Origin of the sequence: Lentzea sp. NPDC006480, assembly GCF_040611995.1 — a bacterium.
Classification (GTDB): domain Bacteria; phylum Actinomycetota; class Actinomycetes; order Mycobacteriales; family Pseudonocardiaceae; genus Lentzea.
Genome location: NZ_JBEXPJ010000137.1, coordinates 1 through 24,570, shown reverse-complemented (window position 1 = coordinate 24,570; position 24,570 = coordinate 1). Strand labels below are relative to the sequence as shown.

Sequence of the window (24,570 nt, the reverse complement as noted above, 5' to 3'; positions counted from 1 at the left end):
GTACAGCGCCTGGAAGTCCGGGTTGGACGCGTTCGCGGCCTTGAGCTTGGTGATCGCGTCGATCCACTCGGCACGCGACGTCGGCGGCTTCGCCACGCCCGCGGCCTGCAGCAGGTCGGTGCGGTAGATGACGGTGCGGTTCGCGGCGTAGAACGGCACGCCGTACTGCTTGCCGTTCAGCGTCAGCGAGTCCTTCAGGCCGCCCAGCCACTCGCCGCCGTTGAACTGGCCCGCGTCCGCGGTCAGGTCCGCCAGCGTGTTGGTGTCCGCGAAGCTCGCCGTCTGGGTGTTGCCGAGCTCGATGACGTCGGGCGGGGTGTTGCTGGCCAGCGCCGTGGTCAGCTTCTCCTGGATACCGGTCCACTTCTGGACCTCGTACTTGACCTTGATGCCGTTCGCGCTCTCGAACTCCTTGTTCAGAGCGTCGGTCAGGGTCGTCGGCGCGGAGCCGTCCATGAGCCACACGGTGATCTCTTTGGTCTCCGTGCCGCTACCGCTGTTCGTGCTCGTGCCACATCCCGACACGGCCACTGCCAGTGCGGCGGCACCAGCAGCGAGTCCTCTCCAGCCCTTCACAGTCGCGCCCTTTCAGCAAGCCCGGCCCCTCGGCCGGAACGCCCAAGTGGTGTAGACCAATGCGGAACAGCGTGTGCTGCGTCACCGGTCCTGTCAAGCGCGTTGCCAAAGCGTTGCGGAGTCCTCCGATCATTTTTGTGTCGATTGGCGGGGGTTCGGACGCACGAAACGACACGGACAAGGCATCCTTGTGGTGCGTTACATGGAGTGCGAGGAGGAGGCCATGCTGGAGACGACGCCTGCATCAGGCGTGGACGCCAGGACGCGTGCACAGCGCGAGCCGAAGTACTGGGGTCTCAAGCGGCACCTGCTCGACCTGTTGCGAGCGCTGCCGCCTGGTTCGCCGATCCCCACGGAACGGTCGCTGGCCGCGGAGTTCGACGTCTCCAGGACGACCGTTCGCCAGGCGCTCGCCGAGCTGACGGTCGAAGGGCGACTGCTCCGGGTGCAGGGCAAGGGCACCTTCGCGGCGGAACCGAAGGTCGCCCAGAGGTTGCAGCTGTCTTCGTACACAGAGGACATGCGCGCCCAGGGTCGTGTGCCGTCGTCGAAGCTGATCGAGGCTTCCGAGATGCCCGCGGAGGCAGAGCTCGCGCGGCTGCTCGGCGTGCGTCCCGGTGCCAAGGTGCTGCGTCTGCACCGCCTGCGTCTCGCGGACAACGAGCCGATGGCGATCGAGACGACGCACCTGGCGCTCGGCCGCTTCCGCGGGTTGCGGCGCTACCTGGCGCCCGGTGCCTCGCTGTACCAGGTGCTGTCCGAGCGGTTCGGCGTCGAGATGGGCCACGCCGAGGAGACGATCGAGACCGCGCTGGCCTCGCCGGAGGAGGCGGAGCTGCTCGGTGCCGACATCGGCCTGCCGATGCTGCTGCTGTCGCGGCACTCGTTCGACACCGAGGGCAACCCGATCGAGTGGGTTCGCTCGGTGTACCGCGGTGACCGGTACAAGTTCGTCGCCACGCTGAACCGACCGTCTTGATCGCCTGGGGCACGCCGCGCGCCCGTGCGGTGCTGGCCACGACGATCCTCGGCTCGGGCATGGCGATGCTCGACGGGACGATCGTCAACGTCGCGCTGCCGCGGATCGGCGCCGAGTTCAAGGCGTCGGTCACGGATCTGCAGTGGATCCTGAACGGCTACATGCTCGCGCTGGCCTCGTTGATCCTGGTCGCGGGATCATTGGGTGACCGGTTCGGCCGGCGCCGGGTCTACGTGGTCGGCGTGATCTGGTTCGGCGTGTCGTCGCTGTTGTGCGGCGTGGCGTGGGACGTGCCGGTGCTCGTGGCCGCGCGCGTGCTGCAGGGCGTGGGAGCGGCGTTGCTGACGCCGGGTGCTCTGGCGATCCTGCAGTCGTCGTTCAACCGGGAAGATCGATCCCGGGCGATCGGTGCCTGGTCAGGGCTGTCCGGTGTGGCCACCGCGATCGGGCCGTTCGTCGGCGGGCTGCTCGTGCAGGCGTGGTCGTGGCGGCTCGCGTTCCTGGTGAACCTGCCGGTGGCGGCGCTGTGCGTGTTCCTCGCGCTGCGGTCGGTGCCGGAGTCGCGGGACGAGACCGCCGGGCACCCCAACTACCTGTCGGCGCTGGTCGGAGCGGTCGGCCTGGCGCTGATGACGGGCGGTCTGGTCGAGCAGTCCTACCTGGTGGCGGGGCTCGGACTGGCGGCGATGATCGCGTTCGGCGTGGTCCAGGTGCGGTCTTCGGACCCGTTGGTGCCGCCGGAGCTGTTCCGCAACCGCACGTTCCTCGTGGCGAACCTGCTGACGTTCCTGGTCTACGCGGCACTCGGCGGCGTGATGGTGCTGCTGGTGCTGCAGCTGCAGGTGTCGCTCGGCTACTCGCCGACGGCGTCCGGACTGGCCAGCGTGCCGCTCACGATCATCATGCTCTTGCTGTCGTCGACGTCGGGGAAGATCGCGCAGCGCTACGGCCCGCGCTGGCAGCTCATCCTCGGGCCGATCGTGATCGGCGTGGGCATGCTCCTGCTGCGCAACGCCGCACCCGGCTCGAGCTACCTGACGGGCGTGCTGCCCGGAATCGTGGTCTTCGGTCTCGGTCTGGCCGCCGTGGTCGCGCCGGTCACCGCGACCGTGCTCGCGTCCGCGCCTGATCACCACGCGGGCGTCGCGTCGGGCGTGAACAACGCCGTGGCGCGCACCGGCAGCCTGCTGGCGATGGCCGTGCTGCCCGGTGCGGTCGGGCTGATGGGCGACGACTACACGAACCCGGCGGTCATGACGTCCGGGTGGCAGATGGCGCTCGTGCTGTGCGCGGTGGCGGCGATCATCGGCGGTGTGCTCGCGATCGGCGTGAACAACGACGTGCTGGCCGCGGCACCCGACCAACCCGAGGCGCCGCATCCCGGCGACTGCCTGCACTGCGGCGTGGAGGGCCCGCCGACCCACATGCGGTCAGGCCCGCAGCACGCGAACAAGTAGCGCTGGGTCGACGTTGCCGCCGGAGACGACGGCAACGCCACCTCCGAGCTTCGTCTGGGCCGCGACCGCGACGGCACCGCTGGGTTCGGTGATGAGCCGTGCCCCGCGGACCAGGCCGGCCATCGCCGCGAAGATCTCGTCCTCCGTCACCGTGATCACGTCGTCCACGAGCTTGCTGATGTGTTCCCAGGTGAGTGCCGACGGCTCGTCCCGCAGGGCGTCAGCGGCCGTCTGAGCGCGGTCCACGGGGTCCCAGCGGATCAGCTCGCCCTGGCGGAGCGAGTCGGCGATGTCCGCGGCCAGGGCCGGTTCCGCGCCGATCACGCGGACGTCGGGCTTGAGAGCCTTGATCGCGGTGGCGACGCCGGAGATCAACCCGCCGCCGGACATCGGCACGACCACGGCGTCGACCTCGGGCAGGTCCTCCAGGATCTCCAGGCCGATCGTGCCCTGGCCGGCGATCACGTCCGGGTGGTCGAACGGCGGGATCAGCGCCGCACCTCGTTCGGCGACGAGAGCCTCGGCACGTTCGACGCGTTCGGTGATGCCGACGATGAAGACCTCGGCTCCCAGCGCCTTCGTGGCCTCGATCTTGACCGCGGGAGTGTTCGAAGGCATCACGATCGCCGCCGGGACGCCGTGCAGCCGGGCCGCGAACGCCACGGCCTGGGCGTGGTTGCCGCTGGAGTACGCGACCACGCCGTTCGCCCGGTTCTCCAAGCGTGCCAACGCGTTCAGCGCCCCACGAAGCTTGAACGCGCCGATCGGCTGCAAGTTCTCCGGCTTGAGCCAGCCCGGACCGAACTGCAGCAGCGGCGTGCGCACCACGTGCGGCGCGATCACCGCCGCCGCCGAGCGGATGTCGTCGAGCGAGATCATCCGACCAGTTCCGCGAACAGCTTCGGTTCGATGTTGCCGCCGGACACGACGGCGACGGTCGGACCGGCGGGCAGCGAGCGGTTCAGGTACGCCGCAACGGGAACAGCGCCGCTCGTCTCGGACACGACACGGGTGCGACGGGCGATTTCCCTTACCGCGCCCCGAATCTCGTCCTCGGTCACGGTGATGATGTCGTCGACGTACTCGCGGATGTGCGCGAACGTCAGCTCGGACGGCTCGGCGCGCAGACCGTCGGCGATGGTGCGGGCGCGGTCGTGCGCGTCCCACCGGACCAGCGAGCCGGCGGCGAACGACGCGGCGGCATCAGCGGCCAGTTCCGGCTCGACACCGATCACGCGGACGTTGGGGCGCAACGACTTCACGGCCGTGGCGACACCGGAGATCAGGCCGCCTCCGCTCACCGGCACCAGGATCGTGGCCACGTCGGGCAGGTCCGCGCAGATCTCCAGGCCGATCGTGCCCTGGCCGGCGATCACGTCCGGGTGGTCGAACGGCGGGATCAGCGTGGCGCCGCGTTCCTCGACCAGCTCGGCGGCCCGCGACTCGCGTTCGGTGATGCCGACGACGAACACCTCGGCGCCGTGCGAGCGCGTCGCGTCGATCTTCAGCTGAGGTGTGTTGTCCGGCACGACGATCGCCGCGGGCATGCCCAGGAGCTTGGCCGCGTAGGCGACTGCTTGCGCGTGGTTACCACTCGAATACGCCACGACACCACGCGCACGGTCCTCGGAAGGTATGCGGGACAAGGCGTTCACCGCGCCGCGTTGCTTGAAAGCTCCGATGGGCTGCAAGCATTCGGGCTTGATCAAAAGGCCCGGGTCGAACGTCAGCAGCGGGGTGTGCACGACATGCGGGGCGATCGCGGCGGCGGCCGCGTGGATGTCTTCGAGAGTCACCAGGCGCATACGTTGATGATGCACGTCACCGGGGCACAACCGGTGAACTGTGCCCGACGTCCTACAAGTGTCATGTCTGAGAAGGAGAAAATCACCCCCGTCAAGCTCGTCGCGAGTGTGCTCGCCGCCGTCACCGCGGCCGTGCTGAGCCTTCGCCTCAACGTCGTCGGCACCATCATCGGCGCGATCCTCGCCAGTGTGGTGACCACGGCGGGCGCCCATTTCTATCAACGGTCGATGGAACGCGAAAAGCGTTGGCAGGTCATCGCGGTCGGTGGGCTGCTCGCCTTCGTGGTGGGCGTCCTCGCCGTCATGAGCATCCAGCTGGTGACCGGCAAACCGACGTCCGCGGATCCCGAGTCGCCCGGCACGAGCTCCACCGTCCACACCGAGACCCACACCGAGACGACGAAGACGGAAACGGAGACCGTGACCGTCCCGCCGAGCACTTCGGCCACGTCCGGTCAGTCGCCCGCCGAAAGCACGACGCCGACCGGACCGCCGACTACGACGACAGGAACCCGACAGCCGACCGACAGCTCGGCGCCGACGTCAACTGTCGACCCCATTCGGTGATCACGTCACTACTTTGAGCGATAGTTAACTGTCAATTGCTACGCAGCGCAGTTGATCTGTCGTGAGCTGTGACACACTTCCTCCACGGTCGAGGTCGGGCGTAATAGATAACAGGCCCATAACGTCACTCGAACGGGCGAAAGATTCGGTCCGAAAGAGACCGGGAGGAGGGCGCAATGAGGCTCGTGGCGAGACCACTTGAGCGCTGCGCCTTCGTCGAAGACGAGAGAGAGCTGGGGATTGGAGGGGTGGGGCGACCCCTGCCGCCGCCCCACCACCCGTCCCCCTAGAGCCCCCGAGAGAGGTCCCTGCAACCGATCTCTCGGGTTCCCCTGCACCCGAAAGTGAGGGAGACGTCTGATGAACCGCACGCGTGCGGCCCGTATAACCGGTGCCGTGTTGCTCGCCACCGGAGTCGTGACTGCTCTCAGCGTACCGGCGTTTGGCGCCCCTGCCGCACCAGTCGCCCCAACCGGTTCCGACACGGAGAGCTACCCGGCCGAATTGCTCCAAGCGGTCCAACGTGATTTGGGCCTGAACGCTGACCAGGCACGCGTCCGGTTGGCTTCTGACCAGAAAGCGAGCGATGTCGCTGAGCGGGCGAAGGCCTCCCTGGGCGACGCGTTCGGCGGATCCTGGATCGACCAGGCGAGCGGCAGACTGACCGTGGCGGTGACCAAGTCGGGACTCTCCGTGAGCGGCGCGGACACCAAGGTCGTCCAGAACTCGCTCGCTCAGCTCAACGGCACCAAGTCGGTGCTCGACCTCATGACCGCTCCCGCGAGCATCACCAGCTGGCGCGTGGACGAGAAGTCCAACGCCGTCGTGGTCGAGGTCAACAAGAACACCCGGGACGCGGCCGCGGACCAGTGGATCTCCACGGCCAAGGGCATCAGCGGCGCGGTTCAGGTCGCCGAGGTGACCGAGAACCCGACCCCGCTGTACGACCTGCGCGGTGGTGACGCCATCTACATGGGCGGCGGCCGCTGCTCGCTCGGCTTCTCCGTCCAGGGCGGCTTCGTGACCGCGGGCCACTGCGGCACCACGGGCACGGCCGTCTCCGGCTACAACCGCGTCGCGGCCGGCACGTTCGCCGGCTCGGTCTTCCCCGGCAACGACTACTCCTGGGTCCGCACCAACGCGAGCTGGACGCCGCGGCCGTGGGTCAACCACTACAACGGCACGAACGTGACCGTGAAGGGCTCCACCGAGGCGGCGGTCGGCGCGCAGATCTGCCGTTCGGGTTCGACCACCGGCTGGCACTGCGGCACCGTCCAGGCCAAGAACCAGACCGTGAACTACTCGCAGGGCAGCGTCCGCGGCCTCACCCGCACCAACGTGTGCGCGGAGCCCGGTGACTCCGGCGGTTCGTGGGTGGCGGGCACTGCCTTCGGCCAGGCCCAGGGCGTGACGTCCGGCGGTTCCGGCAACTGCTCGTCCGGCGGCACCACGTACTTCCAGCCGGTCAACCCGATCCTGTCGCGCTTCGGCCTGCGCCTCGTGACCGGATGATCTAACTGAACTGAACAGACCGTTTCGAGAGCCCGTACCAGAAGCCTTCAACGCTGGTACGGGCTTTCTCGTCGCCCGCCGCGCCGAGTGCCACGAACAGCGGTGCGAAGTGCTCGGTCCGCGGGTGCGCGATGCCCGCCGCGGGAGCCTTCTGCTGGAAGTCCAGGAGTGCGTCCACGTCGCCGTCGGCCAGCTGCTGGTGCGCCCAGTCGTCGAACTCCTTCGACCACGACGGCGGCTCGTAGTCCGGGCCCTGGCTGAAGTGCACGCAGCTCAGGTTGTGCGTCATGAACCCGCTGCCGACGATCAGGACGTTCTTGTCCCGCAACGGCGCCAGCTTCCGGCCGACCTCGTGCAGCTCGCGCGGGTCGAGCGTGGGCAGCGACATCTGCAGCACCGGCACGTCCGCGTCCGGGAACATCTCCTTGAGCGGCACGTATGCGCCGTGGTCGAGGCCGCGCTGCTCGTCCTGCTGGACGTGCCCGCCGAGGAGCTTGCGGACGTCGTCGGCTAGTTCGGGAGCACCCGGCGCCTCGTAGGTGACGTCGTAGTAGTGCTGCGGGAAGCCCCAGAAGTCGTAGACCAGCGGCACGGTCGTGGTCGCGCCGATGGTGGTCGGCGCCTCCTCCCAGTGCGCGGAGACCATGAGCACGGCCTCCGGGCGCGGGAGGGTCGCGGACCAGTCCTTGAGCTCTTTGGTCCACGTCTCGTCATCAGCCAGCGGGGGTGCCCCGTGGCTCAGATACAGCACAGGTGCGCTCACGGCATTGAGCGTACGCCTAGTTGTTCAAATTTCAACTACTAAGTTCAACTTTGAACGACTCGGCTGCCTTCCGCGGATCCTCGGCATCGGTGATGGCCCGGACGACGACCACTCGGGTGGCTCCGGCGGCTTTCACCTCGTGGAGGTTCGCGAGGTCGATGCCGCCGATCGCGAACCACGGCTTGCGCATGCCCTGGGTCGCTCTGACGAGATCCAGGCCGGGTGCCGGGCGCCCCGGCTTGGTCGGCGTCGGCCAGCACGGGCCGGTGCAGAAGTAGTCCGCGCCGTGCTGTGTCGCCGCGGCCCGCATCTGCTCCACGTCGTGCGTAGAGCGGCCGATCACCACCTCCTCGCCCACGATGTGGCGCGCGCACGAGACGGGCAGGTCGTCCTGGCCGAGGTGCAGCACGTCCGCCTTGACCGCGTACGCGATGTCCGCGCGGTCGTTCACGGCGAGCAGCTTCCCGTGCGCGACGCACGCTTCCGCGAGCGTCTCGAGGGCTTGGATCTCCTGCTTCGCCTCCAGCGACTTGTCCCGCAGCTGGATGATGTCGACCCCGCCGGCGAGTGCCGCATCGGCGAACTCGGCCAGATCAGGCCGGTTCGGCGTGCAGAGGTAGAGCGTCGCGTCGGCGAGTCGTTGCCTGATCAGGTTTCCGTCGAGTCCTGGCACGCTCGCACGGTAACCGTTATGTTGGTGTCGGTCCGCACGGGAGCCTGGAGATCACCGGGCTGAGAGGGAGCGTGGTTCGCTCCGACCGTCGAACCTGATCCGGGTCATGCCGGCGCAGGGAGCGTGAATGCCTTGAGCAGTGTGGAAGTGGCCGTCCGGGGTGGCGGTGTCATCGGCCTGTCCGTGGCTTTGGCGTTGCTGCGGGACGGGTACTCGGTCTCTCTTTCCGATCTGGGTTCGCCGCACGCCGGATCACGGGTCGCGGGCGGAATGCTCGCGCCGTTGACGGAGGCGTGGCCGGGCGAGGAAGCCGTGGTGGCGCAGGGTGTTGAGGCCTTGGCGATGTGGCCTGAGTTCGCGGCTTCGCTGGGTGTCGAGCTGTTCACGGCGGGGACTCTCGCGGTCGGCACGCAACCCGGTGACCTCGCCGATCTGCGGCACGCGGGGGAGTTGCTGACCTCGCGCGAGATCCGTGCTCTCGAACCTTCTCTGGGGCCAGCGGTTCGCGGTGGCGTGTACGCGGCGGGCGACCTCGCCGTCGACAACCGCGTGCTGCTTTCCGCACTGTGGAAGGCATGTGTCGAGCTGGGCGTGCGGTCCGATGTGGATGGACGGGTCGAGGTGATCGCGGCCGGGGCGTGGAGCGGTGCGTTGCATCCTCTGCTGCGGGACGTGATCCGGCCGGTCAAGGGCGAGATTCTGCGGCTTTCCCGGCGTTCGGGAGCATTGCCGCCGCCGCGTCACACGATCCGCGCCTTGGTTTCCGGTCGGCCGGTGTACCTGGTTCCGCGCAACGACGGTCTCGTCGTCGGAGCTACCCAGCACGAGGTGGGGTTCGACACCGACGTGTCCGTCGCGGGCGTGCGGGACCTGTTGCGAGACGCGGAAACCGTGCTGCCGGGTATCGCGGAGTACGCGTTGACCGAGGCCGCTGTCGGGTTCCGCGCGGGCAGTCCCGACAACGTGCCGATCGTGCGCTGGCTCGAACCCGGTGTGATCGCCGCGACCGGTCACCACCGCAACGGACTTCTGCTCGCCCCGCACACCGCTGCGCAGGTCGTCGGGCTGCTCAAGGGAGGAAGCTGGTGAAAGCACAGGTCAACGGCACTTCTCGCGACCTGGACGACGGCACGTCCGTCGCCGCGCTGGTGTCGCTGGTGGGGGCGCCCGCGTCCGGTGTCGCGGTGGCACTGGACGGCGCGGTGGTGCCGAGGGCGTTGTGGGACAAGACGATCGTGCCGGACGGCGGCGTGGTCGAGGTGCTGACCGCGGTCCAGGGAGGCTGACGTGGACGATCCGCTGATCATCGCGGGCCGGGAGTTCCGGTCCAGGCTCATCACCGGCACCGGCGGTGCCGCGAACCTCTCGGTGCTGGAACGGGCTCTGGTCGCGTCCGGTACCGAGCTGACGACCGTGGCCATGCGCCGGGTCGACGCGGCCGGCCAGACCGGTGTGCTGGAGTTGTTGCGGCGCCTTGGAATCGAGGTCCTGCCGAACACGGCGGGCTGCCGCACGTCCGCCGAGGCCGTGCTGACCGCCCAGCTCGCCCGCGAGGCGTTGGAAACAAACTGGGTGAAGCTCGAAGTGGTTTACGACGAGCAAACCCTGCTGCCGGACCCGGTCGAGCTGCTGGACGCGGCGGAACGGTTGGTGCGGGACGGCTTTGTGGTACTGCCGTACACCAACGACGATCCGGTGCTGGCGTTGAAACTCCAGGACATCGGTTGCGCCACGGTGATGCCTCTTGGTTCGCCCATCGGAACGGGACTCGGCATCCGCAACCCGCACAACATCGAGCTGATCACCTCGCGAGCCACCGTTCCGGTGGTGCTCGACGCGGGCATCGGCACGGCGTCCGACGCGGCCCTGGCGATGGAACTCGGCTGCTCAGCGGTGCTTCTGGCGACCGCGGTCACCCGCGCCCAGGACCCGGAACGCATGGGCGCCGCCATGCGTTGTGCGGTCGAGGGCGGACGGCTCGCGCGCTTGGCGGGCCGAATTCCGCAGCGCTTTTGGGCCCAAGCGTCTTCGCCAGGACTCTGAGGTCGCTACCGTGGGTACTCACGTGTTGGGGGATGATTGAGAACTACTTAATCCCGCCGAGGAGGACGACAAGCCGTGACGGCCCCCATTGACGCCGAGGTCGAGGACGCGACCGCGCGCCTGTACCTGGCGATCGGCCGGCTGGCCCGGTTGCTGCGACGCACCGGTTCCCCGGGACTCGGCCCCGGCGCGGTCTCCGCGCTGGCCACCCTCGCCCGCTGCGGCCCCATGCGCCTCGGCGACCTGGCGACGAAGGAAGGCGTGGCACCCCCGACGTTGTCCCGCATCGTCGCCGCCCTGGTCGAGGCCGGGTACGTGAAGCGCGAACCGGACCCGCAGGACGGCCGCGCGTGGCTCGCGACCCCCACGCCCGAGGGCGAGACGATGGTCTCCGGAGTGCGGTCCGCGCGGGTGCGCGAGCTGCAGCGGCGGATCGAGCAGCTGACACCCGAACATGTTTCCGCTCTGGTGAACGCGTTGGACGCGCTGGAGACACTGGTCGGCGAAGAGCCGAAGTGAGGCCTGGCGCCGCTTCGCCGGAGAGTTCGGCGAAGCGGCCGGCCTACTTGTCGAGCCTCCAGAGCGGCGACACCGGTCCGACGCCGGCACCCAACGGGTAAGCCGCCGCGACCGAGCGCACGATGAAGTCCTTGCCGAACCGCACCGCTTCCGGCACGGTCGCACCCTTCGCGAGTGCCGAGCTGATCGACGACGCGAGAGTGTCACCGCTGCCGTGCGTGTGTTTGACGTCGTAACGCGGTCCGGGCAGCTCGATGAACTCCCGGCCGTCGTAGAGCAGGTCGAGGCACTCCGGGTCGTCCCACATGTGGCCGCCCTTCACGAGCACCCACTCCGGGCCCATGGCGTGCAACGCCTCCGCGGCAACCCGTTGGTCGGCTCGGTCCTTGACCGCAATCCCCGTGATCAGCCGCACCTCGTCGAGGTTCGGCGTCACCAGCGTGGCGCGCGGGAAGAGCAGGCCCCGCAACGCGTCCAGCGCCGAGTCGGCCAGCAGCTGGTCGCCGTGCATCGACGCCGACACCGGGTCGACGACGAACGGCGTCCTGCCAGAACCGATGCCGACGCGGTCCAGCGCCGGCGTGATCGCCTCGATGATCGCCGCCGACGCCAGCATGCCGGTCTTCGCGGCCTGCACCCCGATGTCCTCGGCGACCGAGATGATCTGCGCGGCGACGACGTCCGCCGGGATCTCGGCGACTCCCGTGACGCCCAACGAGTTCTGGACCGTCACGGCGGTCAGCGCGACGCAGCCGTGCACTCCGCACGCGAAGAGCGTGCGGAGGTCGGCCTGGATCCCCGCACCACCGCCGGAATCGCTTCCGGCGATGGTGAGGACCCGCGGAGGTGTTGCTGTCACGTCGTTTCCACCACTGGCAGGTAGACCTTGTTGCCGGTGTCGGCGAACTCGTCGGACTTCTCCGCCATGCCCGCCTCGATCGCCTCCACTGTGGACAGTCCGCGTTCCTCGGCGTAGCGCCGCACGTCCTGGGTGATCTTCATGGAGCAGAACTTCGGCCCGCACATCGAGCAGAAGTGCGCCGTCTTCGCCGGTTCCGCGGGGAGCGTCTCGTCGTGGAACGAGCGCGCGGTGTCCGGGTCGAGCGACAGGTTGAACTGGTCCTCCCAGCGGAACTCGAAGCGCGCCTTGGACAACGCGTCGTCCCAGTCCTGGACGCCGGGGTGGCCCTTGGCGAGGTCCGCGGAGTGCGCCGCGATCTTGTACGTGATCACGCCGGTCTTCACGTCGTCCCGGTTCGGCAGGCCGAGGTGCTCCTTCGGCGTGACGTAGCAGAGCATCGCGGTGCCCAGCCAGCCGATCTGCGCCGCGCCGATCGCGGACGTGATGTGGTCGTACGCCGGCGCGATGTCCGTGGCCAGCGGGCCGAGGGTGTAGAACGGCGCCTCGCCGCACCACTCCTCTTCCAGCCGCACGTTCTCGGCGATCTTGTGCATCGGCACGTGGCCGGGGCCCTCGATCATCACCTGGACGTCTTTGGCCCGCGCGATGTGCGTGAGCTCGCCCAGTGTGCGGAGTTCCGCGAACTGCGCCTCGTCGTTGGCGTCCGCGATGGAACCCGGCCGCAAGCCGTCGCCCAGCGAGAACGTCACGTCGTAGGTGCGCAGGATGTCGCAGAGCTCCTCGAAGTGCGTGTAGAGGAAGCTCTCCTTGTGGTGCGCGAGGCACCACGCGGCCATGATCGACCCGCCGCGCGAGACGATGCCCGTGACGCGCTTGGCCGTCAGCGGCACGTACCGCAGCAGCACGCCCGCGTGCACGGTCATGTAGTCGACGCCCTGCTCGCACTGCTCGATCACGGTGTCGCGGTAGACCTCCCACGACAGCGCGGCCGGATCGCCGTTGACCTTCTCCAGCGCCTGGTAGATCGGCACGGTGCCGATCGGCACCGGCGAGTTGCGCAGGATCCACTCGCGCGTCTCGTGAATCCGCTTGCCGGTGGACAGGTCCATGATCGTGTCGGCACCCCAGCGGGACGCCCACACCATCTTCTCGACCTCGTCCTCGATCGACGACGACACCGCGGAGTTGCCGATGTTGGCGTTGATCTTCACCAGGAACTTCTTGCCGATGATCATCGGCTCGGCCTCGGGGTGCTTGCGGTTCAACGGAATGACCGCACGCCCGATGGCCACCTCGTTGCGCACGAACTCCGCGTCGAGGTTCTCGCGCACCGCGATGTACTTCATCTCCGGGGTGATGATCCCGGCCTTCGCGTACGCGAGCTGGCTGACAGCTCCGTTGATCGGTTCCCGTGCCGCGACCCACCCGGACCTCAGGTCGGGCAGTCCACTGTGGACGTCGATGGTCGCGTTGTCGTCGGTATACGGACCGGAAGTGTCGTAGAGATCGACATGTTCGCCGTTGGTCAGTTCCACCCTGCGGAAAGGCACCCGGATGTCAGAAGCGACTTCGCGGTACACCTTGCGGGAGCCCGAGATCGGGCCGGTGGTAACACTGGGCTTGACCGAACGGTCGTCAAGTGCCGTCACGACATTCCTCCCTACGCCGGCATTACCCGGTCAGGTTCAGGCGGTCGGTGACACCGGCGTAGCAGCCAGTCACCCTCTCAGCCCGCTCAGGCGCGAGCTCCCGCGTTCTTGTTGAGTTGTCGAGACCCGACCATAGTCAGCGCGCGCCGTAGCTGCCAAGGGCGTCGTTTGCCCCTAATCTTCTCTCTCGTGGCGGATCATCAGCCGTTCCCGCCCGGCGCGCGTCGCGGTCAACGTCCCGCCGTGGTCTCCGCATGCCCTTCCTGCGGAGAACTCGCTGGTCGCGGCTATCCCGACTGCGGTTTCTGCGCCGAGCTGCTCGACCAGTTCTGGCTCGCGGACTGGGAGGCGTTGCGAACATCGTCCCAGCTGGCGGACAGGGAACTGGCCGAGTTGGTGGTCTCCTCCGACGTCGGCCAGTACCCGTGGACGTGCGTCGACTGGGCCATGACGTTGCTCGCGTGCTCCCGTTGCGGTGCGGAACTGGGCACCGGGCCGGTCGAGTGCGTGCGGTGCGCCGTCACGGAGGAGCGCCGGTGGAACTGGGACCACTCGGCGCATCCGTACACGATGAGCGCGAACGAGCACCTTTTACGAGTCGCCAGGGCAGCCCTGCGCGCACCTCACCGGCGCCGGCCCGCGGTGGTGCAGGCCTGGCAGCTGGTGCTGCCGTTCCTCATCGCCGGTGAGGTGATCGAGTTCGGCCGGCTGGACCGAATCCGCGCGCACGTGCTCGCTGGTGGCTACGCCTCCATGGCGGCCTGCTACACCCTCGGTGAGCTGGCCGGGTTGCCCGAGCTCTTCTGGCGCCGGGGCAGCCCGATCTCAACGCGGGTCGAGTACCAGCCGGACTCCGAGCGCCAGCAGCACGCCGCCCGACAGCTTCTCGAGAGCCGGACGGACCCGCGGGCGGCTCAGCCAGCCGCGGATGGTGTGCAGGATCGACACGATGATCAGGTACCAGACGGTGTCGATCAGCACCCAGCCGATGGCGAGGAAGAGCAGAACCCCCTGGCCGGCCTCCCCGGCAGGCACGAACTGCGGTAGGAACGAGATCGCGAACACGCCGAGCTTCGGGTTGGCCAGGTTCACGACCAGCCCGCTGCGGAACGCGTGGCTGGCGGGCGGCGGTTCCGCGTTCGGCAGGCTCTTGGTGATCAGGGCCTTGACGCCCAGGTAGATCAGGAAGACCGCGCCGATGATCCGCAGCGCGTGGTAGGCGATCTCGGACGCCGTGAGCAGGACGGACAGGCCCAGCGCGGCCGCGATCGCCCAGCAGGCGACACCGACCTCCATGCCGAACACCGTCGCCAGCGCGGCTTTTCGCCCGTGCACCGACTGTCGCAGGACCATGGCCGTGCCAGGTCCGGGCGACAGTGCGATGAGGAACGAGGCCGCTACGAAGGCGACGATGTTTTCGATTGGCATGCCTAGATGGTCGCTGATGGCGGCAATTCTTTTTCGAGTAGAAGCGGCTGGTTCTTGACCTGGAGCGCGCTCCAGGATGTTCGGTGGTCCTCATGACGGATCTGGGGAAGTTGGGTTTCGGCACGTGGGCCATGGGTGGACCGTTCTCGGGTCCGGACGGGGCGCCGGTCGGCTGGGGTCCGGCGGACGACGGGCAGTCGGTCAAGGCGCTGCGCCGGGCGGTGGAGCTGGGCGTGACGCTGTTCGACACCGCGGACGTGTACGGGTGCGGGCACGCGGAAACGCTGGTCGGGCAAGCGTTTGCGGGCATGCGTGACCAGGTGTCGATCGCGACGAAGTGGGGTTGCGGGTTCGACGCCGGGGCGAGGCGGATGACCGGGAACGAGGGGTCTGTCGAGTACCTGCGCCGCGCCGTCGAGGGGTCGTTGCGGCGACTGGGCACCGACTACGTCGACCTCTACCAGCTGCACATCGGCGACCTGCCGCTGGAGCAGGCGGCGTTGCTGCGGGACGAGTGCGAGGCGTTGGTCGCCGCAGGCAAGATCCGCGCGTACGGCTGGAGCACCGACGACGTCGAGCGCGCGCGGTTCTTCTGCGAGGGGGAGCACGGGATCGCGGCGCAGGCCGACATCAACCTGCTGTTCGACAACCCCGAGATGTACGCGGGGGAGTACGCGGTGCTGTGCCGCCGTCCGCTCGCGATGGGGTTGCTGGCGCGGGAGACGTTCGACGTGCTGCCCGCCGACGACGTGCGCGTCACGAACCCGTCCTGGCTGCGGTTCTTCGTCGACGGGAAGCCCTCGCCGGAGTACTTCGCGGCGCGGGAGGCCGTGCGCGACGTCCTGACCTCGGGCGGGCGGACGCTGGTGCAGGGTGCGCTGGCGTGGTTCTGGGCGCGTTCTCCCCGCCTGATCCCGATTCCGGGCGTGCGGACGGTGGCTCAGGTCGAGGAGAACGCGGGTGCGCTTGCTCTCGGGGCGCTGACGGCGGACGAGCTGGCGCAGGTGGAGACGGTGCTGCGGCCCTAGTCGTCAGTCGTCGTCTTCGTCGTCGAAGTTCGCGGGGTCGGCCGGGTCCCAGGACAGGCCCGGCACACCCCACTCGTTGTCGCGCAGCATCCGCTTCGACTCCTTCTTGTACCGGCCGACGAGGCGGTCGAGGTAGAGGAAGCCGTTGAGGTGGTCGGTCTCGTGCTGCAGGCAACGCGCGAAGAAGCCGGTGCCCTCGACCTCGAACGGCTGCCCGTCGACGTCCTGCCCGGTCACCTTCGCCCATCGGGCGCGTCCGGTCGGGTACGCCTCACCGGGGACGGACAGGCAGCCCTCGAAGTCGTCGTCCGGGTCCGGCATGGTCTCCGGGATCCCGTCGGTCTCCAGCACGGGGTTGCAGATCACGCCGCGGTGCTGCACGCCCTCGTCGTCCGGGCAGTCGTACACGAAAACCCGCAGGTCGACACCGATCTGGTTGGCCGCGAGCCCGACTCCGCGAGCAGCTGCCATCGTCTCGAACATGTCGTCGACGAGCGTCTTGAGCTCGGTGTCGAACTCGGTGACCTCACGTGTCGGGTTGTGAAGCACGGGGTCACCAGCGATGCGGATGCGATGCACGGCCATGGTCAGACTTTATGCGGTCCAAAACTGTCGGTGTCGCGCGGTAGGTTGGAACGATCACGTGATTGAATTGCCCGCACCTGAGATGGTGTGGCGACCGTGGGGAGCCAGATGGATCACGCCGAGGCGCTTACCTCCGCTGACGGGCTGACCAGCCGCGAACGCACGATGCTCGCGTTCGAGAAGCAGTGGTGGAAGTACTCGGGATCCAAGGAACAGGCCATCAGGGAACTGTTCGACATGTCGGCGACTCGCTACTACCAGCTGCTCAACGCGTTGGTTGAGAAGGAAGCCGCGTTCGCGGCCGATCCGATGCTGGTCAAGCGGTTGCGCGGCGTGCGGACAGGCCGTCAGAGGGTTCGCGCACGCGCCAGGAGCACCGAGGACTGATGACCTCCCCCGAGTCCGCTAGCCCGTCCCGCCCGGCCAAGGCCGCCGGCTTCGCCCTGCTGGGGGTGGCCGCGGTGGCTTTGATCATCGGCGTCGTCAGCCTCTTCGGCGGAGGCGACGAGCCGCCGACGGCCGGCGGCACGACGACAACTCCGCCACCGCAGACGACGTCCGAGTCACCTTCCGCGCCTGCTTCCATGCCTTCGGCACCGGCTGCGACGACCACGACTCCGCCTGCGGCGACCACTACTACGACGCCTCCGCCTCCCGTCACCCAGCCAGGAGGAACCGCGAAGGCGCCGGTCCGGGTCTACAACAACTCGACGATCACCGGGTTGGCGGTTCGGGCGGCCGATGAGGTCCGGGCCAACGGGTGGACCGTCGAGGGCACCGGCAACTACTCGCAGGGCACGATTCCCACCACGACCGTGTACTTCCGGCCGGGGACTGATGAAGAGGCTTCCGCGAAGGAGCTGGCCGCGGTGCTGCGGGCTCGGGTCGAGCCGCGGTTCGACGGGATCCAGTCGTCCGCGCCCGGGATCATCCTGATCGTCACCAACGACTTCCAGGGCGCGTCCAAGAGCAAGTGAGCTGTTCCCGGCGGTGAGGTCGTCACCGCCGGGTCCGTTCACGACGAGCGGTTCGCCGCGTAGGCGGCCAGCGATGCCAGCTGCGCCGGGTCGAGCGACGGCCGCACGACCTGCCTCGCCTTGGCCAGGTGCGCCTGCGTCACCTCGGCCGCCTCCAACGACTCGCGCATCGCCGTCAGCGCCGCTTCACGTACGAGAGCCGCGCAGTCCGCCGCCGAGTACATGTCCAGCTCGGCGGCCAACGCGGCCAGATCGACGTCGCTCGCCAGCGGCGTGTTGCGGGACGAGGCCTTGAGGATCTCCGTGCGCGCGTCGGCGTCCGGCGGCGGCACGTTGACCAGGCGCTCCAACCGGCCAGGCCGCAGCAGTGCGGGGTCGATCAGCTCCGGGCGGTTGGTCGCCGCGATCACGACGACGTCCCGCAACGGTTCCACGCCGTCCAGTTCGGTGAGCAGTGCGGCAACCACGCGGTCGGCCACGCCTGCGTCGGAGGACTGGCCTCGGCGCGGGGCGAGGGCGTCCACCTCGTCGAGGAAGATCAGGGCCGGGGCGGCGTCGGCGGCTCGGCGGAACAGTTCGCGGACCGCCCGTTCGGACTCGCCGACGAACTTGTCCATCAGCTCGGCGCCCTTGACGGTCAGGACGTTCAGCTGGCCAGTGCCTGCCAGCGCGCGTACCAGGAAGGTCTTGCCGCATCCCGGCGGGCCGTACAGCAGCACGCCGCGCGGCGGGTCCACGCCCAGGCGGGCGAAGGAGTCCGGGTAGCGCAACGGCCACAGCGCGGCCTCGGTGAGCGCCTGCTTGACCTCGACCATGTCGCCGACGTCGTCCAGCGTCAGCCCGCCGGTCTGGATGGTGTCCGAAGCGGACATCGAGATCGGCCGCACGGTGTTCAACGCGGCCAGCAGATCCTCTTGTCCCACACGGGGTTCCGCGGCCTCGCGCTGCCGCAGCGCCGCCCGCACCGCCGCCTCCCTGCGCAGCGCGCACAGGTCGGCCGCCACGAACCCGGGCGTGCGTTCAGCCACTGCTCCCAAGTCCACATCGGACTCCAGCGGAACGTCGCGCAGCAGCACCCGCAACAGCTCCGTGCGGATGGCACCGTCGGGCAACGGCAGCGTCAGCTCGCGGTCCACCAGATCAGGCGCCCGCAGCCGGGCGTCGACCGACTCCGCGCGAGCGGACGTGACGACCAGCGCCAGGTTAGGCCGGGAGATGGCCGTGCGCAGGAGGTCGAGCACCACCGTCGCGACAGGAGGCGGAGTCGACGGCAGCAGTGCGTCGATGTCCGTCAACAGCAGGACCGTCGGCCGCTCGGGCACACCGGCGATCGCGTCGCCCAACTGCTTGGCCATCGCGCCCGGCTCCAGCACGGAGATGCTCGGGGCGGCCAGCTCGACGATCGAGGCGTCCACCGACCGCGCCACCGCACGGACCAGAGTCGCTTTGCCGACACCTTCCGGGCCGCTGATCATCGCCGCGAGCCGCGCCGAGGCGCCGAGCTTCGTGAGGAGCTCTGGCTGGCGGAACATCAGCTCCAGCCACTCGGTCAGCCGGCGGGCCTGGTCCTTCTGGCCCACCAGGTCCGTCAACGGCAGGGCCTCGTGCTTCTCCTGCACCACAACAGGAGTCACCTCGGCCGCCGGAGCCTGGGCCGAACGCCACCCCACGACGCTGGAGGGCTGCACGGCCACCGGACCCGCCGGATCGGTGGAGGTGATGGTGATCAGCTCGTTGGTCCACGTCATGCCGATGGCGTTGGACAGCCTGCGGCGCGTCTCGGACACGTTGGCGCCGGGCGGCGGCGCGAGGTCCTGGGGCAGCAGCGAAACGCTGTCGCCGACGGTCAAAACCTTGCCGGTCAACGCCATCCGCACGTGCTCGGGCGTCAGCGCTGTGGTGGCGAGGCGGGAACCCGCGACGGTGATCGAGCGGGCGCCGACCACCTCGACCGGGGCCACGACGATCTCGGAACCCTCGACGATGCCGAGGTTGGTGAGCGTGACGTCGTCGACCAGGACGATGCCCGGCGGGTGGTCGCCCGCGGCGGCGAGTGCGGCGCTCACGCGGGCACCGGTGAGCTTCACGGCGTCCCAGGCGCGCAGGCCCAAGGCGTCGAGCACCTCCGGGTGGAGGCGGACTACGCCGCGCCGGGTGTCCAGTGCGGACGGGGACAGGCGAGCCGTCAGCGTGATCACGCCGCCGACTCTAGTTCCTGTGCAGGTCTCGGGTGCCGTCAACGGCGTCTCAGGGGCGCGGCGCTGAGCTGAGTGGCCACACTTTGGTCACACCAGGCCGTCTGGGACGCCTGTTCGCCCGAACGGAGTCTTCCGGGCGGAACGGACCAACGGCAGGTTGTCCTGTATCCGGACGGGGAGGTCCGGCCGTTGCGCAGCGGCGTGACGTCACCAATTTGGGGGGAAGCCTTCAATGCGCCACAGACGGGCGCATGCCTTTGGCATGCGCGAATTCACACTCGTGCTGGCCATTTCGGCCGGTTTCATCACACCTGTCGCAAATGCTGCGCCCGCACCGGCTGAATTGCCGGACGAGGCGTCTGCCACGGCGGCGGCGCGGAAGTTCGACAAGCCGGTGAAGGTGTCCGGTCTGACGACGGAAGCGTCGGAGACCACGGCGAACCCGAACGGCAAGATGACTTTCACTCAGACGCTGAAACCGGAGAGAACGAAGCGTGGGGACAAGTGGGTTCCCGTTGACACGAAGCTGCGCAAGCACTCGGACGGGTTGATCCGTCCGGATGCGGCTGTGGTGGACGTCCAGATCGCGGGCAAGGGCATGGGCAAGCCGCTCGCTTCGGTGGCGAAGGATGGTGTCGAGGTCGGTCTGTCCTGGCCGGAAGCGTTGCCGGAGCCGAAGATCGAGAGTGCCAGGACGACGTATTTCGACGTGTGGCCTGGTGTCGACCTCACGGTCGAGGTGACGGCGATCGGGTTCAGTCAGCTACTGGTGGTGAAGACGCCGGAGGCGGCGAAGTCGGAGAAGTTGCGCAAGGTCACTTATGGCTCGCTTGTCAAGGGCGGCAAGCTGAGTCAGCACGATGGGTTGCTGGAAGTGAAGGACGACAAGGGGACCGTGCGGTTCACCGGTGATGCGTCGCAGATGTGGGATGCGACTGGTCGTCCGGCCAGGACGGGCGTGGAGGTCACCGACAGCACCATCTCGGTGTTGCCGGACCAGGCGTTCCTGGCTTCGCCGGAGACGAAGTTCCCGGTGTCGATCGACCCGAGCTACGGCTGGGCCGGGTACAAGAACCACCACGCGGTGACCCAGCAGAGCTTTCCGGAAGCTCGCAACTACGACCGCACCGACGGCGCGCTGAGCGACCTCAAGGCCGGCTGGCACAGCAGCACCGGTTTTTCGCACTCCTACGTCGAGATGAACACCGTGCCGATGGCCGGCAAGTGGATTCACTCCGCGAAGCTCGCGGCGAGGGTCATTCACTCCGCGAACTGCGACCTGGTCGAACCGACCGGCCTGTGGAGCACCGGGATGATCGGCCCCGACACCAGGTTCAACGCCGAGCCACCGCGGTTTGGCAAGCAGTCGACGACCAACAAGAAGAACAACGCCGACTTCTGCCCAACTGATGGTGCGACCGAGTTCGACGTGCTCGGGGCGATGCGGACCACGGCCGAGAACAGGGTCTCGAACTGGACTTTCGTGCTCGCGAGCGACAACGAGGCAAACAAGAACGACAGGGCGTGGCGCCGGTTCGACCTCAACCCGGTGCTGACGGTCGAATACAACTCCTACCCGTCCAAGGCTCAGGACCTGAGTCTGGAACGCGGCCTGCTGCCCTGTGGCGAGGGCGGTCCCGCGAATAGGGTGTACGTGCCGACCACGACACCACGCATGCGTGGTGTCGTCTCGGACCCGGATGGTGGTGTGCTCAACTCGCAGTTCGCGTTGCACAAGGGGCCGGTGGGCAACAGTTCCTCCATCGCGGCCTACTTCGTCCGGGACACGCCGTCCGGTTCCTACGCCGAGACGCAGGTCGCTCCAGGCGTGATCAACCAAGACGGCATCTACAACTGGTCGATCAGCTCGGACGACGGGGAGCTGACCTCCGGGTGGAAAGGCAACTGCGAGTTCGTTGTCGACACGGTGAAGCCGGTTGTGCCGGTGGCGTCGTCGGTCGAGTATCCGGCGTCGGTGCCGGGTGGTGGTGTTGGTGTGACGGGCACGTTCGAGCTGGATTCGGTGAAGTCGGCGAGCGATGACGTCGTGAAGTTCCTCTACTCGTTCACCGAGGACGGCGGTGACTCCTTGAACAAGGAGATGCCGGCCGGGGTGGATGGGAAGGCGACGATTCGGTGGACGCCGCGGTCGGCGGGTACGCAGACGTTGTTCGTCAAGACGGTGGACCGGGCGGGCAACCTCTCCGATCTGCGGCGGTACGAGTTCCTCGTGCTGGCCGGTGGACATCCCGCGGTGTACTGGAAGCTGGACGGCACGCTGACCGACAGCAATGGCGGCAACGCGTTGACGCCGGTCGGCAGTCCGAACCTGGCCGCGATGGGTTACGCGGGCAAGGGTGCCGGTTTGAGCGGCGCGCAGGACTACCTCACAGCTGCGGCGGTGGTGGACACGTCGAAGAACTTCACGGTGTCGGCGTGGGCGAAGCTGGACAACGGTGATTTCGGTCGCGCTGTGTTGTCCACTGTGGATTCGTCGGTGCTCAGCTCCAGCCTGTACTACAACCAGGAGAACAAGCGCTGGACGTTCGGCATGACCGCCACGGGCAACAAGAACGACCTCAAGGTGGTGTACTCGCGCAACGAAGCGCAGATCGGTGTCTGGACCCACCTGACCGGCACGTACGAAGCCACGACCAAGACCCTCGCGCTGCACGTCGACGGCATCAAGCAGGGCGAGACCAGTGGGCTGGAAGCCTGGCAGGCCTCGCAGCTGCTGGTGGGGCGGCACCGCTGGAACGGCCAGGACGCCAGTGGTTTCGCCGGCACGATCGACGAGCTGAGGGTCTACAACCGCACGCTGAACGAGGCGGAGATCAAGATGCTGGCGAAGCAGGCCGGTATCCGCGCCTACTACAAGATCGGTGAGGGTACCGGTACCACGACCAAGGACGAGGTGACCGGCAGGACCGCGACCCTCACCGGCAAGATCGGCTGGGAGAAGGACGGCGACCACACCTCCCTGCTCCTCAACGGTCCCGACGCGGAGGGCAAGCCGCAGGACCTCGAGGCCTACGCCTCGACCCCGTCACCCGGCATCCGCACGGACCGGACATACACAGTCTCCGCGTTCGCGCGACTGGATCTGAGTGCACACGAGGACAAGCCCAGGACGATCGTGAGCCTCGTTCAGGGCGGAGCCTCGCAGCTCGACCTCCGCTACGGCGGTGCGTCGAAGAAGTGGGAGTTCGTGATGGGCGGCACCACTGTGGCGACCGCCTACCGGGCCGAACTGGAGGAGTGGGTGTACCTGACGGCGGTGCACGACACGACGAACTCCGAGATGCGGCTCTACCTCAACGGTGTGTACATCACCCGTGCTCCGTTCACGGGCGGATCGCCGCAGACTCAGTCCACTGTGGAGTTCGGTCGGCTGACACCGGCGACTGCTCCGGGTTCTTTCTGGAAGGGCGGCATCGACGACGTCCGCGTCTACGCCGGTGCGCTCTCGGACGAGGAGATCCTGGCACAAGCCGTCCGCAGCTGACCTCTCGCCTACTCCCGCAAAGGAAGATCATGCGTGTCCACACCAGGTGGTCGCGCGCTCTAGCCGTGTCGCTGGGCTGGGTCATGATCGCCGGCGTCGTCACCGCGACGCCGGCGCTCGCCCAGGCCACGGGCAGAGACGTGCGCAAACCAGATACCCAGACCGAGAAGAGCGTTCCCGGCGAGCTCGCGAAGCTGCGGCCGGTCAACCAGATCACGGCGACCAACCAGCCGGTCGCGAAGGCCGCCTGGCCGGTGCCGAGCAAGTCGGACGTCACCGCCTCCGGTGACTTCCGGCAGGCGGGCATCTCCCCGATCAAGGTCAGCAGGACGGACGTGACCCCGGTGCGGGTCGAGACGTTCAGTCAGGACACGTCCGCGAAAGTCGGCGTGGCCGGTGTCGTGCTGAAGGTGTCCGACAAGTCGGGCAAGTCACCCGGCAAGACGTCGGTTCAGCTCGACTACGCAGGCTTCGACAAGGCCTACGGTGGCGACTACGGCTCGCGGCTGCGGTTGGTGCAGCTGCCGGAGTGCGCTCTGTCCACACCGGACAAGCCGGAGTGCCGGACTCGGACGCCGCTGGCGTCGAGCAACGACGTCAAGGCGAAGAAGCTGACCGCGAAGGACGTCGTTGCCACCTCTGGCCCGATGGTGCTGGCGGCCGAGCCCGCAGCGGGTGGTGCCGGCGGTTCGTTCCAGGCGACCACTTTGTCTCCGGCTGGCAGTTGGACCGCGGGCAGTTCGAGTGGTGACTTCACCTACAGCTACCCGATCAAGCTGCCGGGTTCGGTGGGCGGGAACGCGCCGCAGGTGGCACTGGGCTACTCGTCCGGTGGCGTCGACGGGCGCACCAGCGCGACGAACAACCAGGCTTCGTCGGTCGGTGACGGCTGGGACCTCAGCGCGGGCGGGTTCATCGAGCGCCGCTACAAGAGCTGCGGTGAGGACCTCAACGCCGCGATCGGCCAGCAGAAGACCGCTGACCTGTGCTGGGTGACGGACAACGCCACCATCCAGCTCGCCGGCATCTCCTCGGAACTGGTGAACATCCCCGGCACGAACCAGTGGCGCGCCAAGAACGACGACGGTTCCAAGATCGAGCGCCTCAACCGCACGCCGGTGGCGGGCGGCGACGACAACGGCGAGTACTGGAAGGTCACGACGCCGAACGGCACCCAGTACTTCCTGGGCTCGCGTGAGGCCGAGTCGACGTTGACGACACCGGTGTTCGGCAACCACCCCGGCGAGCCGTGCTGGGCACAGGGCAAGCCGTTCAAGGAGCTGTCGTGCCGCCAGGCCTGGCGGTGGAACGTCGACTACGTGGTGGACCCGAAGGGCAACGTCACCCGGTTCTACTACCAGGTCGAGAAGAACCGCTACGGCTCGCTGGCCCCGGCCGGCGGGGCGGTGCACGTGCTTTCAGGGGGCTCCGAACGCACCGACTC

23 protein-coding genes, 1 pseudogene and 2 riboswitches are annotated in these 24,570 nt (G+C 68.2%); of the genes and pseudogenes, 13 read left to right on the top strand and 11 right to left on the bottom strand.

The window, feature by feature from the left end; translation table 11 throughout:
- On the bottom strand, positions 1 to 576 hold a 576-nt coding region (locus ABZX92_RS35490; protein WP_355569385.1), incomplete at its 3' end, for an extracellular solute-binding protein.
- 223 nt (positions 577 to 799) lie between these two features.
- Between ABZX92_RS35490 and ABZX92_RS35485 the strand changes: the two genes are divergently transcribed.
- Positions 800 to 1,555, top strand: coding sequence for a GntR family transcriptional regulator (locus tag ABZX92_RS35485; protein ID WP_030470948.1), 756 nt, complete (start codon positions 800 to 802; stop codon positions 1,553 to 1,555).
- The gene (locus ABZX92_RS35480) at positions 1,552 to 3,012 is read left to right on the top strand and encodes an MFS transporter (protein ID WP_355569382.1); all 1,461 of its coding nucleotides are present in this window, start codon (positions 1,552 to 1,554) and stop codon (positions 3,010 to 3,012) included. Before ABZX92_RS35485 ends, ABZX92_RS35480 begins: the two co-directional genes overlap by 4 nt.
- Here ABZX92_RS35480 and ABZX92_RS35475 read toward each other — a convergent pair.
- Together ABZX92_RS35475 and ABZX92_RS35470 are read right to left on the bottom strand one after the other, a co-directional pair.
- The gene (locus tag ABZX92_RS35475; protein WP_355569379.1) at positions 2,986 to 3,891 is read right to left on the bottom strand and encodes a threonine/serine dehydratase; all 906 of its coding nucleotides are present in this window, start codon (positions 3,889 to 3,891) and stop codon (positions 2,986 to 2,988) included. The two genes, ABZX92_RS35480 and ABZX92_RS35475, sit on opposite strands and share 27 nt — an antisense overlap.
- Entirely contained in the window at positions 3,888 to 4,817 is a 930-nt protein-coding gene (locus ABZX92_RS35470; protein ID WP_355569376.1) for a threonine/serine dehydratase, read from the bottom strand. The genes ABZX92_RS35475 and ABZX92_RS35470 overlap by 4 nt, the downstream gene beginning before the upstream one ends.
- Before the next feature lie 63 nt (positions 4,818 to 4,880).
- Here ABZX92_RS35470 and ABZX92_RS35465 point away from each other — a divergent pair, with 63 nt between their 5' ends.
- On the top strand, positions 4,881 to 5,384 hold the full coding sequence (locus tag ABZX92_RS35465) for a hypothetical protein (protein WP_355569373.1): 504 nt from the start codon (positions 4,881 to 4,883) through the stop codon (positions 5,382 to 5,384).
- A 561-nt stretch (positions 5,385 to 5,945) separates the two neighbouring features.
- Entirely contained in the window at positions 5,946 to 6,896 is a 951-nt protein-coding gene (locus ABZX92_RS35460) for a S1 family peptidase (RefSeq protein WP_355569370.1), read from the top strand.
- Between the two features lies 1 nt (position 6,897).
- Here the strand turns inward: ABZX92_RS35460 and ABZX92_RS35455 are convergent, their stop codons facing one another.
- Both ABZX92_RS35455 and thiE read right to left on the bottom strand, forming a co-directional pair.
- Complete coding sequence (locus ABZX92_RS35455) at positions 6,898 to 7,659, bottom strand: class III extradiol ring-cleavage dioxygenase (protein WP_355569367.1); 762 nt, start codon at positions 7,657 to 7,659, stop codon at positions 6,898 to 6,900.
- A 31-nt stretch (positions 7,660 to 7,690) separates the two neighbouring features.
- A complete protein-coding gene (gene thiE, locus ABZX92_RS35450; protein ID WP_355569364.1) occupies positions 7,691 to 8,332 on the bottom strand; it encodes a thiamine phosphate synthase in 642 nt (213 codons plus the stop codon).
- A gap of 26 nt (positions 8,333 to 8,358) precedes the next feature.
- A riboswitch (TPP riboswitch) is annotated at positions 8,359 to 8,470 on the top strand.
- Positions 8,471 to 8,473: 3 nt separating this feature from the next.
- Between thiE and ABZX92_RS35445 the strand changes: the two genes are divergently transcribed.
- The 4 genes from ABZX92_RS35445 to ABZX92_RS35430 all read left to right on the top strand — a co-directional run bounded on the left by ABZX92_RS35445 (position 8,474) and on the right by ABZX92_RS35430 (position 10,894).
- Positions 8,474 to 9,421 (top strand): FAD-dependent oxidoreductase, encoded by a 948-nt coding sequence (locus tag ABZX92_RS35445; protein WP_355569388.1) that lies wholly within the window; start codon positions 8,474 to 8,476, stop codon positions 9,419 to 9,421.
- The gene (gene thiS / locus ABZX92_RS35440; protein WP_355569362.1) at positions 9,418 to 9,618 is read left to right on the top strand and encodes a sulfur carrier protein ThiS; all 201 of its coding nucleotides are present in this window, start codon (positions 9,418 to 9,420) and stop codon (positions 9,616 to 9,618) included. Before ABZX92_RS35445 ends, thiS begins: the two co-directional genes overlap by 4 nt.
- A 1-nt stretch (position 9,619) precedes the next feature.
- Complete coding sequence (locus ABZX92_RS35435; RefSeq protein ID WP_355569359.1) at positions 9,620 to 10,375, top strand: thiazole synthase; 756 nt, start codon at positions 9,620 to 9,622, stop codon at positions 10,373 to 10,375.
- A 75-nt stretch (positions 10,376 to 10,450) separates the two neighbouring features.
- Positions 10,451 to 10,894, top strand: a complete 444-nt coding sequence (locus tag ABZX92_RS35430) for a MarR family transcriptional regulator (protein ID WP_231114466.1) — start codon at positions 10,451 to 10,453, stop codon at positions 10,892 to 10,894.
- A gap of 43 nt (positions 10,895 to 10,937) precedes the next feature.
- On the opposite strand, the gene thiD is transcribed toward ABZX92_RS35430, so the two are convergent.
- The 4 genes from thiD to ABZX92_RS35410 form a co-directional block, all read right to left on the bottom strand.
- On the bottom strand, positions 10,938 to 11,753 hold the full coding sequence (gene thiD / locus ABZX92_RS35425; protein ID WP_355569356.1) for a bifunctional hydroxymethylpyrimidine kinase/phosphomethylpyrimidine kinase: 816 nt from the start codon (positions 11,751 to 11,753) through the stop codon (positions 10,938 to 10,940).
- Positions 11,750 to 13,405, bottom strand: a complete 1,656-nt coding sequence (gene thiC / locus ABZX92_RS35420) for a phosphomethylpyrimidine synthase ThiC (RefSeq protein ID WP_355569353.1) — start codon at positions 13,403 to 13,405, stop codon at positions 11,750 to 11,752. Before thiC ends, thiD begins: the two co-directional genes overlap by 4 nt.
- Positions 13,397 to 13,519, bottom strand: a riboswitch (TPP riboswitch). Its footprint overlaps the gene before it by 9 nt.
- 173 nt (positions 13,520 to 13,692) lie before the next feature.
- Positions 13,693 to 13,929 (bottom strand): hypothetical protein, encoded by a 237-nt coding sequence (locus tag ABZX92_RS35415; protein ID WP_355569351.1) that lies wholly within the window; start codon positions 13,927 to 13,929, stop codon positions 13,693 to 13,695.
- A gap of 301 nt (positions 13,930 to 14,230) precedes the next feature.
- The gene (locus ABZX92_RS35410; RefSeq protein ID WP_355569348.1) at positions 14,231 to 14,833 is read right to left on the bottom strand and encodes a LysE family translocator; all 603 of its coding nucleotides are present in this window, start codon (positions 14,831 to 14,833) and stop codon (positions 14,231 to 14,233) included.
- Positions 14,834 to 14,925: 92 nt separating this feature from the next.
- Between ABZX92_RS35410 and ABZX92_RS35405 the strand changes: the two genes are divergently transcribed.
- Positions 14,926 to 15,861 (top strand): aldo/keto reductase, encoded by a 936-nt coding sequence (locus ABZX92_RS35405; RefSeq protein ID WP_355569345.1) that lies wholly within the window; start codon positions 14,926 to 14,928, stop codon positions 15,859 to 15,861.
- Between the two features lie 3 nt (positions 15,862 to 15,864).
- On the opposite strand, the gene ABZX92_RS35400 is transcribed toward ABZX92_RS35405, so the two are convergent.
- Entirely contained in the window at positions 15,865 to 16,446 is a 582-nt protein-coding gene (locus ABZX92_RS35400; RefSeq protein ID WP_355569342.1) for a peptide deformylase, read from the bottom strand.
- Positions 16,447 to 16,554: 108 nt separating this feature from the next.
- On the opposite strand from ABZX92_RS35400, the gene ABZX92_RS35395 reads away from it, so the two are divergent.
- A complete protein-coding gene (locus ABZX92_RS35395; protein ID WP_045311520.1) occupies positions 16,555 to 16,833 on the top strand; it encodes a DUF3263 domain-containing protein in 279 nt (92 codons plus the stop codon).
- Positions 16,833 to 17,423 (top strand): LytR C-terminal domain-containing protein, encoded by a 591-nt coding sequence (locus ABZX92_RS35390; protein WP_355569339.1) that lies wholly within the window; start codon positions 16,833 to 16,835, stop codon positions 17,421 to 17,423. Before ABZX92_RS35395 ends, ABZX92_RS35390 begins: the two co-directional genes overlap by 1 nt.
- Positions 17,424 to 17,461: 38 nt before the next feature.
- Here the strand turns inward: ABZX92_RS35390 and ABZX92_RS35385 are convergent, their stop codons facing one another.
- Positions 17,462 to 19,621 carry an AAA family ATPase gene (locus ABZX92_RS35385; protein WP_355569336.1) on the bottom strand — a complete coding sequence of 720 codons (2,160 nt, stop codon included), beginning with the start codon at positions 19,619 to 19,621 and terminating at the stop codon, positions 17,462 to 17,464.
- Positions 19,622 to 19,883: 262 nt separating this feature from the next.
- On the opposite strand from ABZX92_RS35385, the gene ABZX92_RS35380 reads away from it, so the two are divergent.
- Together ABZX92_RS35380 and ABZX92_RS35375 are read left to right on the top strand one after the other, a co-directional pair.
- Positions 19,884 to 23,126 (top strand): LamG domain-containing protein, encoded by a 3,243-nt coding sequence (locus ABZX92_RS35380; protein WP_355569333.1) that lies wholly within the window; start codon positions 19,884 to 19,886, stop codon positions 23,124 to 23,126.
- 29 nt (positions 23,127 to 23,155) lie between these two features.
- Positions 23,156 to 24,570, top strand: a pseudogene (locus ABZX92_RS35375) (type IV secretion protein Rhs); the annotation flags it as partial.

What these genes read in the sequence shown, in the direction of transcription:
- ABZX92_RS35400 (WP_355569342.1), bottom strand. Translation starts at nt 16,446, where the DNA reads ATGGCCGTGCATCGCATCCGCATCGCTGGTGACCCCGTGCTTCACAAC.
- ABZX92_RS35485 (WP_030470948.1), top strand. Translation starts at nt 800, where the DNA reads ATGCTGGAGACGACGCCTGCATCAGGCGTGGACGCCAGGACGCGTGCA.
- ABZX92_RS35405 (WP_355569345.1), top strand. Translation starts at nt 14,926, where the DNA reads ATGACGGATCTGGGGAAGTTGGGTTTCGGCACGTGGGCCATGGGTGGA.
- ABZX92_RS35380 (WP_355569333.1), top strand. Translation starts at nt 19,884, where the DNA reads ATGCGCGAATTCACACTCGTGCTGGCCATTTCGGCCGGTTTCATCACA.
- ABZX92_RS35465 (WP_355569373.1), top strand. Translation starts at nt 4,881, where the DNA reads ATGTCTGAGAAGGAGAAAATCACCCCCGTCAAGCTCGTCGCGAGTGTG.
- ABZX92_RS35390 (WP_355569339.1), top strand. Translation starts at nt 16,833, where the DNA reads ATGACCTCCCCCGAGTCCGCTAGCCCGTCCCGCCCGGCCAAGGCCGCC.
- ABZX92_RS35470 (WP_355569376.1), bottom strand. Translation starts at nt 4,817, where the DNA reads ATGCGCCTGGTGACTCTCGAAGACATCCACGCGGCCGCCGCCGCGATC.
- ABZX92_RS35475 (WP_355569379.1), bottom strand. Translation starts at nt 3,891, where the DNA reads ATGATCTCGCTCGACGACATCCGCTCGGCGGCGGCGGTGATCGCGCCG.
- ABZX92_RS35410 (WP_355569348.1), bottom strand. Translation starts at nt 14,833, where the DNA reads ATGCCAATCGAAAACATCGTCGCCTTCGTAGCGGCCTCGTTCCTCATC.
- ABZX92_RS35395 (WP_045311520.1), top strand. Translation starts at nt 16,555, where the DNA reads ATGGATCACGCCGAGGCGCTTACCTCCGCTGACGGGCTGACCAGCCGC.